The organism is Providencia sp. PROV033, assembly GCF_028484855.1.
In the GTDB taxonomy this organism is placed as follows: Bacteria; Pseudomonadota; Gammaproteobacteria; order Enterobacterales; family Enterobacteriaceae; genus Providencia; species Providencia alcalifaciens.
The window spans coordinates 1-8,547 of the sequence record NZ_JAMPSW010000126.1; the positions used below are offsets into that span (position 1 = coordinate 1).

12 protein-coding genes are annotated in these 8,547 nt (G+C 43.3%); 7 read left to right on the top strand and 5 right to left on the bottom strand.

Annotated elements, in window-relative coordinates; translation table 11 throughout:
* Positions 1-96: 96 nt before the first annotated feature.
* A complete protein-coding gene (locus tag PSF16_RS15580; RefSeq protein ID WP_272689604.1) occupies positions 97-339 on the top strand; it encodes a hypothetical protein in 243 nt (80 codons plus the stop codon).
* Between the two features lie 47 nt (positions 340-386).
* On the top strand, positions 387-992 hold the full coding sequence (locus PSF16_RS15585; RefSeq protein ID WP_272689605.1) for a hypothetical protein: 606 nt from the start codon (positions 387-389) through the stop codon (positions 990-992).
* Between the two features lie 121 nt (positions 993-1,113).
* On the opposite strand, the gene PSF16_RS15590 is transcribed toward PSF16_RS15585, so the two are convergent.
* Both PSF16_RS15590 and relB read right to left on the bottom strand, forming a co-directional pair.
* A complete protein-coding gene (locus tag PSF16_RS15590) occupies positions 1,114-1,389 on the bottom strand; it encodes a type II toxin-antitoxin system RelE family toxin (protein ID WP_272689606.1) in 276 nt (91 codons plus the stop codon).
* A 7-nt stretch (positions 1,390-1,396) separates the two neighbouring features.
* Complete coding sequence (gene relB, locus PSF16_RS15595; RefSeq protein ID WP_272689607.1) at positions 1,397-1,621, bottom strand: type II toxin-antitoxin system RelB family antitoxin; 225 nt, start codon at positions 1,619-1,621, stop codon at positions 1,397-1,399.
* A 335-nt stretch (positions 1,622-1,956) separates the two neighbouring features.
* Between relB and PSF16_RS15600 the strand changes: the two genes are divergently transcribed.
* From PSF16_RS15600 to PSF16_RS15610, 3 genes are all read left to right on the top strand, one after another.
* Positions 1,957-2,199, top strand: a complete 243-nt coding sequence (locus tag PSF16_RS15600; protein WP_272689608.1) for a hypothetical protein — start codon at positions 1,957-1,959, stop codon at positions 2,197-2,199.
* A gap of 463 nt (positions 2,200-2,662) precedes the next feature.
* Complete coding sequence (locus PSF16_RS15605) at positions 2,663-3,142, top strand: antirestriction protein (RefSeq protein ID WP_272689609.1); 480 nt, start codon at positions 2,663-2,665, stop codon at positions 3,140-3,142.
* Positions 3,143-3,217: 75 nt separating this feature from the next.
* The gene (locus tag PSF16_RS15610; protein ID WP_272689610.1) at positions 3,218-4,084 is read left to right on the top strand and encodes an LPD29 domain-containing protein; all 867 of its coding nucleotides are present in this window, start codon (positions 3,218-3,220) and stop codon (positions 4,082-4,084) included.
* A gap of 159 nt (positions 4,085-4,243) precedes the next feature.
* On the opposite strand, the gene PSF16_RS15615 is transcribed toward PSF16_RS15610, so the two are convergent.
* A complete protein-coding gene (locus tag PSF16_RS15615; protein WP_272689611.1) occupies positions 4,244-4,522 on the bottom strand; it encodes a molybdopterin-guanine dinucleotide biosynthesis protein MobC in 279 nt (92 codons plus the stop codon).
* A 281-nt stretch (positions 4,523-4,803) separates the two neighbouring features.
* On the opposite strand from PSF16_RS15615, the gene mobA reads away from it, so the two are divergent.
* Together mobA and traI are read left to right on the top strand one after the other, a co-directional pair.
* Positions 4,804-5,148, top strand: a complete 345-nt coding sequence (gene mobA / locus PSF16_RS15620; protein WP_272689612.1) for a plasmid mobilization protein MobA — start codon at positions 4,804-4,806, stop codon at positions 5,146-5,148.
* Between the two features lies 1 nt (position 5,149).
* Positions 5,150-7,078 (top strand): TraI/MobA(P) family conjugative relaxase, encoded by a 1,929-nt coding sequence (traI, locus tag PSF16_RS15625; protein ID WP_272689613.1) that lies wholly within the window; start codon positions 5,150-5,152, stop codon positions 7,076-7,078.
* 339 nt (positions 7,079-7,417) lie between these two features.
* Here the strand turns inward: traI and PSF16_RS15630 are convergent, their stop codons facing one another.
* Together PSF16_RS15630 and PSF16_RS15635 are read right to left on the bottom strand one after the other, a co-directional pair.
* Positions 7,418-8,368, bottom strand: coding sequence for an Rpn family recombination-promoting nuclease/putative transposase (locus PSF16_RS15630; protein WP_272689614.1), 951 nt, complete (start codon positions 8,366-8,368; stop codon positions 7,418-7,420).
* Positions 8,361-8,547, bottom strand: a 187-nt coding sequence (locus PSF16_RS15635; protein WP_272689615.1) for a hypothetical protein, incomplete at its 5' end; no start/stop codon positions are given. The genes PSF16_RS15630 and PSF16_RS15635, both read right to left, overlap by 8 nt.

An 8,547-nucleotide genomic window follows, 5' to 3' on the forward strand; every position in this document is an offset into this window, starting at 1 on the left:
TGAAAAAAGCAGGCTTTCGCCTGCTTGATCCGAGCCTTGAGACACTTTTGCGAGAAACTCAAGGCAAGCACTTAAACACTCAAAGGAGAAGATCCAATGAATGCAAACATCATGGCATACGTTGCCAACCCTGTAAAGACCCAAATGTCCGTCATACCGAAACGCCGAGTTATGCGCCACGATATGGCAATCAGTGATATTGAGCCGTGTTATCGCGCAATGGCGCGACATATCGACAAACAACTTAAGCGAAAACAGCCCGTTCGTATTCCTGCAATGAATAATCATTGTTTGGGGCAACTGTTACGCTGTTTAGAACTGCGTAAATCGTGGATATAAGTTAACTTGTTGCCCCTGTTTTTCAGGGGCAAATTGGGAGTATCGATATGTCACAATTGAGTTTTTTTGATGTGGATTTAAGCCAATCTGTGGAAAAAACAAGCCCTGTTACCGTAGCGTTATCCAGTCAAGCTCAGAGCATCGCCGAAAAAACGGTCGAAAAAGAGCGTTTAGTCACGGTTAAGCCCACGTCAAACCGCGATTTTCACAAAGAATTTATTCAACTTTTTAACCAAACCGCGCGATCTCACAGCCGTTTAGCCGTATTCCGCGATTTTATCCATGTGGCGGCCATTTCATTAGAAAACAGCGTGAAACAGTGTGCTGAATTGGAGCAAACCTACTTTAGCGTGATTGCGCGTTATGAACGCTCTGATTTGGATGTGTTCGCTAAATTGTTAGCTTTGTGTGTGCAAGCGTTAGATCACCAAGCCACCGATTTTTTAGGGGCGGTGTTTATGGCGCTGGAGTTAGGCGAGGGGGCATGGGGGCAATTTTTTACCCCGTTCCACGTTAGCCAGCTCATGAGTGATCTCATCACTGGAGATTGTGGGGCAGTCATTGAGAAAAACGGCTATATCAGTGTGTGCGAGCCGACGTGCGGTAAACGTTACATGTTATATTTCAAACTTACACCTTACATGCTTATGTAGTGACAAATTGAATGAGTCTATTCTAAGAATAGTTATCTTTTATAGTAACATCGACTACCGAAAATGAAAATTTCATGGCCAGTCTTGAGCAAATCAATGACTGGCCACAATAGAGCTGAAGTTAAAAGTGTTTATAGACATCTTTTCGATGACCAATAGACAATGCGAGTATAACTAATCGTTCATCTTCAATGGTTGCGATTAAACGATAATCGCCTATGCGATAACGGATAAATTCAGCCTTATCCCCCTTCAATATTTTACCGATCAATCGAGGGTTAATACTGTTATCTATATTTTTTTCAATATAACTCTGTATGATTTTCTGATGGCATCGATCTATTCTCTTTAGCTCTTTCTGAAACCGTTTTGTATATTCAATTCTGTAATGAGGCATAGTTACCTCAAAGCGGGTCAAAGATAGCTTTATGGCTCAACGTCTCATTATCGTTTAGATATTCCTCGTAAGCTTCTTCTGCTAGTTTTAAATCAATTTCATCTTCAATTTTTTCAATAATCGCACTTTTGCAAAGTTCACTAAAGGTCAAACCTTTGGCGTTGGCATACGATTCAAACAAAGATAGTTCTTCATTGTTAAGCCTGATTGCTTTTGTTAAATTTTTTCTCATTGTTTTGTTCTCCCCCCTTATTTTGTTATACATTGTATAACTTTCGTTTGTTTTGTCAATTCATATCAGATGACGTCTCACCTAATTTAATTGCATGCTAGGTAGAAAATATGAGCTTGGACTTGAGAATGCACAGTGCACAGATAAATAAAATCCATTTTTATAAGGTTTTTACTTAATTTAGCTTATTTAGGCTGGTGACAAAATTGTAAAAATGTCATTACTTATGATTATTATCTATGGACAATTAAAGAATGGCTTACAATGCAGAAAAACAAAGGGCTGTCACGAATGTCACTAGTCGTTAATGTTACGGTTGGTGTGGCGCGGGTGGGATGGTGATTGCTTGTGCCAATTCTGTTTTACAGCAAGGGTATAACCCACAAACGCAAATGATCGCGGTGTGTACCGATATTGATGAGGTCGCCGCCCGAATGTGTTACGTCCAACTGGCATTATTGGGGATACCTGCCATTGTGAATATCGGCGATAGCTTAACGTTGGAGGTTCGACAGACACTGTATACCCCGATGTTGATGTTAAATTCATTCCGCTTTAAATCCTTTCTCACCGCCTAATTCACGTTATTTTTAAGGGGATTTATTCCCCTTTTTGCCCATCGTCTTAATCCTGGCATCGAGCCAGGCTCAATCCGATAAAGATAACCCCTGCGCTTTTTTACGCTGACGCGTGGCGCAAAGGGCAGGTGTGCAAGCTCCCGATGGGAGCAGCCCTGAAATAACCGCTTAACGTTGTTAAGCTCTAACGGCGACTTGCGGTTCGCTTCTCTCACCGCCAGTCGGGTTGCGTCATTTTCAGCTCCTGTATTGTTAATCTTTCGCCAAGCCCCTCCGCTCGGGCTTAAACATAGCCTCACCTCGTCATCCAGCAAGGATAAAGTGCACTCCAGCAAAATTCTTATCGCTGCGCTTTCCAACAATTTTGCTTCCGCCCTTGCTTCCTTCCTCATTTCGTCTATGCACGCCCTTTGCAGCGTAGGCGCTCGACGAAAGAAATCATAAACCCAAAGGAGACACCAAAATGACGACACAACAACACCTGGCCGCTCAAGAATCTAACGAAAGAAATGGAAAAGACGAAATCGTCATCACCGCTATTGAGGTGAAAAATGCTCAAGCGCGTTTAACGTTTTTACCTTCAAAATTAGGTCGCTACTGTATTGCGTTTGAGAATGCAATCTATCACTGGATGACTCGGAACGCTGTAGCCTATAACGGCGGCTATTGGGATTTTTATACGTTGTCAAATGGCGGTTTTTATTTGCAACCCACAAAAGGCTATATGCTCACTTCACCGAATGGATTTATGGATGATGTGAGCGCCCAAGAAGCGGGCATTATTGTCACTTTAATGATGTTAAGTCATTTTTCATTTGTGACCGATGAAAAAGAGCATCACGAAGATTGTGCGCGTATTTCTGCGTATTTTCACCCATTGCGTGAATTTATTTTTACCTTATCTGCTCAGTCCCAATCCACGATATTGAGAGCCATTGATTAATCACCCCGCCGCGCAAGTTTTTGGCTTGCGCGTCATTTAAAACGCATTAACGTATTAGGCAGAGGAAGAAAAAATATGGAACAGCAAACACTGTTATCTATCGGGCAAATCGTTTACACCAATTTATATAATCTGGGTAAAGGGGTGATTGTGAATATTCATGGAAAGCAAAAACCGGAAAGTATCCAAAATATTCATGACATTATGGTTACAGGCGGCAACGCGGAATTTGATATCGTCTTTTTTAACGGTGAGAAAACCCAACGTTTACCGGAAAGTATTTTACACGGTATCCAATGGCAAATTGAAAATGACCGTGTTGATAAAGAAACAATAGAAGCACTCATTCAAAAGGCGGATACGTTTGAAAAAACTAAAATAGCCGAAGAAGCACAAAAACAACATGAATTTAATCAGGGTGTCGAATTACAGCGACAAAATGAAAAATATACACACCTAACACAGCGAGTCTCAACATCAGACAGCGAAATTAAATTAGTCGGTAAAAATATCCGTTCGGATTTAAAGAAACATTTCCCTAAAACAAAATTTTCAGTACGTAAACAACATTACAGTTCTTACTCTATATCATGGACAGATGGGCCGACAGTGGATGGCGTCGAATCGATTGTGAAAAAATATAAAACGTCACGATTCGATTGCTACACAGATTATTCTTACAATGAAAGTTCGCCATTTAATATCGTTTATGGTGGGGCCGATTATGTTTTTACGGATCGTCATTACAGTGATGAAATAATTGCGTTGGCAATCAAATCACTGATTGAAAAATATGGCGAATCTTATGAGTTTGATACTGCACTCATGACGGTTGAAAATTATCATCAAGGTAAGTTATACAAAATTGGACGTGAACAAATTATTGGAAATGATGGGATAGGTGGGGAAATCCATCGCGTCCTAAGAAAAACGAGTTATTAAATGAGAAAATGCGCCAATGGGCGCATTTCTTATTTTAATACTAAGCCACATGCATTACTTAATATTAAACATGATTATAATCGTAAAAATAAAAAACAACAGGGTTAAGTTGATTTATTTTTTCATCTTTAGATAAATATGATAGGCCTCAATCGTGTATTAATTTTTTGTTTTCGTTGCTCGGGTTTGCGGTTTTTTGGGTGAGCTCAGCATATCACGAATGGCTTTTACGCTGGCTGTTAGTCCTACTGACATGAGTGTACTTCGTATCTCCTCCACGCTGTAGCCTTTTTTATTCGCAAGCTCAACAATGGTTTCTTTCAGTTTTTCCAATGCATCTGTTTTTGTGAGGCGTGTGAGGGTTAAATCGGGTAACTCATCCAGTGATGATTTAGCCAGCTCGATATCTTCCATGCTATACCATTTCTTTTCAGCCATTTTCTTATTTCCTGTTTTTAGATTTATTCATTTCAGCGCATCAGTATACCGTTATCAATAAATCAGTACCAGAATCCTGTGTTTCTGGCGTTAATCCGTGACGACAACACAAAAACCACCTATACTCCACAGCATGAAACAAAATCTGATGCAAAGAATGGGACAAGGTATGTTTTGTTGAACCGCCTGCACGCAGTCGGTCCCACAAAACGCTTGGTCAGGACGTTGTCCCGACACCCTAATTGCCGCGTTAGCCTGATAACCTGAGCAGAGATTGAACAATGAGTAAGAGTGAAAAACGACAAAGAACAGTCCTGTTTCTCGGTATTCGTTGGTTCCCCGAAGAAAAGGAAAGGGTGTGTGAAAGTGCACGAGCCGCAGGATTAAGTGCGGGCGAATTTCTCCGGCGTGCTGGTTTAGGTCGCCGCATTGTGGCGAAGGGTGACACCAAGCAGATGAATGAAATTTTAAAGCAAGGTGGGTTGTTGAAACATCTCTATAGTGAGATGAAAAAGGAGGGGAAGATGACAACAGAATGGAGCAAGCAATTTTCAGATACGCTCGTTGCAATGCAGGTAGCCTTCTTGACATTTGATGCTAGCAGTTTGAATAATCGCGAGGAATAACATGATAGCTGAGGTTCCGCCAAAGCGGCGTGATGGTCGATCCAGTTTTGTGAAACTTGTCTCTTACATCACTCTCCGTGATGATGTTGAGATGAGCGAAACACTGTCGCCAGATAAACCGTTTGTGCGTCAATCTCGTGCTGAAGCTAAAATATTTAATGATCTTGTTGACTACGCAACCCGTAATCCGCTTCCTGAATCGGTGGATGTGATGGCGACCTATCCGGATGGTCGCCAGCACCTTCGGTGTGGTGATGTGATTGTTGAGACAAATTGTTTTTCACTTGCTACTGCGGCGACTGAAATGAATATGGTTGCGCTGCAAAATCGGCACTGTAAAGATCCGGTTTATCATGTCATTTTGTCTTGGCCCGAGTCAGAAAGACCGACGCCAGAGCACATTTTTGACTGTGCGCAACACAGTATGAAAAACCTCGGTATGGAAGGGCATCAATATGTCTGCGCTATCCATGATGATACGGATAATCTGCATTGTCATCTGTCTGTTAATCGTATTAATCCTGTTAGTTATCGGGCTGCATCATTGTATAACGATCGTTTTATTCTCGATCGTTGCTGCCGTGAGATGGAGCTGAAATATGGCTGGCAGCATGTGAATGGACCGTACATGGTGAACAGTCACGGCCGCGTTGTGCGAAAGAAGGCCTTCTACAAATCTGCGCCGGCCGCGGCGCGAGAATTGGAGCATTTTGGGGATAAAGAAAGTCTGTTTTCGTACGCAGTCGATCACTGTCGGGAAAGGATGAATACGTTACTTTTTAGTGGAGATTATAGTTGGTCTGATGTGCATGATATTCTGATTTCGGCAGGGCTTGAACTGCGGAAAAAAGGGGATGGATTGGCGATTTACGATCTTACTGATGATAAACAAACCCCGATTAAAGCCAGTGATTTGCACCCTGAATTGACGTTGCATGCTCAGTCTGAGTGGATTGGTGAGTTTACCCGAGGGACGGTGTACCGTCATGTCAATCACGACGGTCACTACGTGCTGCGAAGTGCTGTCGAGATCCACTCTGAGTACGATAGTACGCTTCATCGTCGTGATAAAGAGGCTCGTCTTGAGCGTCGTGAGGCTCGTGCTGAGGCGCGTCAAAAATTGATTGCTCGTTATAAATCGTACAAGACCTGTTTTGTGCGCCCGACAATATCAGCCGAGGTTGTTCGTGCTCGTTTTCGTGAAGTTGCAGCAGGTTATCGTATCCGTAAAAACCATGTGCGTCTGACTGAACGCGACCCGCTTTTACGTAAGCTGATGTTTCGGGCGCTCGAAGTGGAAAAGATGAAGGATATGGCGGCTCTGCGTCTGGTGATCCGCGATGAACGACAAGCTCTGAATGCGCGGTTGGATTCTCGACCGTTATCCTATCGTGCTTGGGTAGAAATGCAGGCGATGGCGCATGACACGGCGGCAATATCTCAGTTACGGGGTTGGGCGTATCGCGAAAAGCGGAAGAATCGTACTGCCCGGATTTCGAATAACCTGATCCTCTATGCTGCAGCCGATGATATTAAGCCCGCGCAAATTCGAGGTTATGAGTCGCATGTGAATCGTGATGGTGCGGTGGTGTATACCTCGGGTGGGAAACCGGTTTTACTGGATAGAGGGATTCAGTTCGAAATTGCGGATGCACCGGAAGAGAAGGGTAAAAATCAGGTGATGGCTCTTCAGATTAGTGGTTATAAGAGTGGGGAGCGAATGGAGGTCAGGGGAAGTCGCGAGTTTGTGGCGAGTATGATGAAAGGTATTCCGATTTTCAATGCGTCAGCCGGGAAAACGGTGCCGTTGACACACCCGGTTCAGCGGAAGATGGCGGGTTATCATGACCAGCCTCGTCAGGCGGCGGAGCCACCGACACCGAAACAAAAAACGGCTTCACCGCATTATACGCCATTTAAGCCCCGGTGATTTTGAGAGATGTTCAGGATATTAACATGATAGACACGTTGTTTATTTTTGAGTTATCACATTCCTGGTTATGGGCAATGTCTGCATTGCTTTTTTAGCATAAAGTAAGCGGTGTCGTTATTCTTAGCGACCTGAGTGAACTTTTTGTGATATTGCGTTTGGAGGGGAGCGAGGAATGGAGTCAATAGAATCGAAAAAAAAGCCTCAAATTCAGGGAAATTAGAGGCGTACGAACTGGGTCGAAAAAAGGATTAATGCTTATATTTGAAACCGTCCCGGTTATTATACCTCAGCTTTGCCATATTTTGAAGTAAAATGCTGTGCTGAGGTATTTGGGCATTATTGTAAAAGCATTAACTCGTCGCGGCTTAACCCGGTACTTTCAAGAATAAGGTCAAGGTTAACCCCATTTTTGAGTAAGTTCCGCGCCATCATGATTTTTGCTTCACGCATGCCTTCTTCTCTGCCTTTTTCTAGTCCTTTTTCTAAACCTTGTTCTAGGCCTTGTAGTAATCCTTCTTGACGACCTTTATCCTGCAAACGTTGTGCAATATTCATAATTGCCTCCTGATGCTGCTGAGCCTGTTCACTCAATTGTTGTATGATGCTGTCAAAATGAGGCGAATCCAACGCAATGAACAAGTAATTCAATACCGTAATAATGTCATTTTCATTAGTATACTGCTGATTCAGTGCGGATGCCAACAGGGGGATAATTCGGTCAAATTCCTCCCGTAGGTATTTGTGTTTCATCGCCAGCTCCATGATAGCCACTTTACGATGATTCACCAATTCATTATCCTCAATCACCGTCACATCAACCAACGGGAACGGCTCGGTATACAGAGCATTGGCCATCTCGGGTAATGGGAAGCAATCAGTCCACAATTGGGAGTAGGGGTAAGGGGAACGCGCCCCGTGATAAAACAACACCGGTATCACTAACGGTAGGGTTTTATGCCCTTGTCGTAGATGTTGGTTCATGGCTAAAAAGGCATAATGCATGAGTCGCCAGGCCATGAGTTTATCGGGCGTGGATTGGTGCTCGACGAGAAGATAAAGGTAGCCTTCGCCTTCGGTGGTTTGCACGGAATAGAGGACATCGGAGAGACGGGAACGCAGTTGTTCATCAATAAACGACGAATTGGTCAACGCCAAGGTGGAAAAATCACACACCGCTTTAATGTGCTCGGGTAAATGGATTTCAAAAAAATCACGGGCATTGTCCACTTGGGTCATAATCCCTTTAAATGCGGCATCGTGGGCGGTGGGTGTGTGCTTGTCAGCCATGGCGTATCCCTATTGTGACCGTTGTTGTTACTGCCGTTAGGATACCGGAATAGGGTGGATTTGTCTGTAAGCGGATGACACTGATAGTGTATTTGCGTATGTTGCGGTCATTCGTGGGGGGCAAGAGAGTTGATTGGTTTGCTCCTTCAAATAGTTCAGGTGCATACAGCCAAATGACA

Coding starts and splice junctions, on each gene's coding strand:
- PSF16_RS15585 (WP_272689605.1), top strand. CDS start 387: ATGTCACAATTGAGTTTTTTTGATGTGGATTTAAGCCAATCTGTGGAA.
- PSF16_RS15610 (WP_272689610.1), top strand. CDS start 3,218: ATGGAACAGCAAACACTGTTATCTATCGGGCAAATCGTTTACACCAAT.
- PSF16_RS15600 (WP_272689608.1), top strand. CDS start 1,957: ATGGTGATTGCTTGTGCCAATTCTGTTTTACAGCAAGGGTATAACCCA.
- relB (WP_272689607.1), bottom strand. CDS start 1,621: ATGAGAAAAAATTTAACAAAAGCAATCAGGCTTAACAATGAAGAACTA.
- PSF16_RS15605 (WP_272689609.1), top strand. CDS start 2,663: ATGACGACACAACAACACCTGGCCGCTCAAGAATCTAACGAAAGAAAT.
- traI (WP_272689613.1), top strand. CDS start 5,150: ATGATAGCTGAGGTTCCGCCAAAGCGGCGTGATGGTCGATCCAGTTTT.
- PSF16_RS15615 (WP_272689611.1), bottom strand. CDS start 4,522: ATGGCTGAAAAGAAATGGTATAGCATGGAAGATATCGAGCTGGCTAAA.
- PSF16_RS15580 (WP_272689604.1), top strand. CDS start 97: ATGAATGCAAACATCATGGCATACGTTGCCAACCCTGTAAAGACCCAA.
- mobA (WP_272689612.1), top strand. CDS start 4,804: ATGAGTAAGAGTGAAAAACGACAAAGAACAGTCCTGTTTCTCGGTATT.
- PSF16_RS15590 (WP_272689606.1), bottom strand. CDS start 1,389: ATGCCTCATTACAGAATTGAATATACAAAACGGTTTCAGAAAGAGCTA.
- PSF16_RS15630 (WP_272689614.1), bottom strand. CDS start 8,368: ATGGCTGACAAGCACACACCCACCGCCCACGATGCCGCATTTAAAGGG.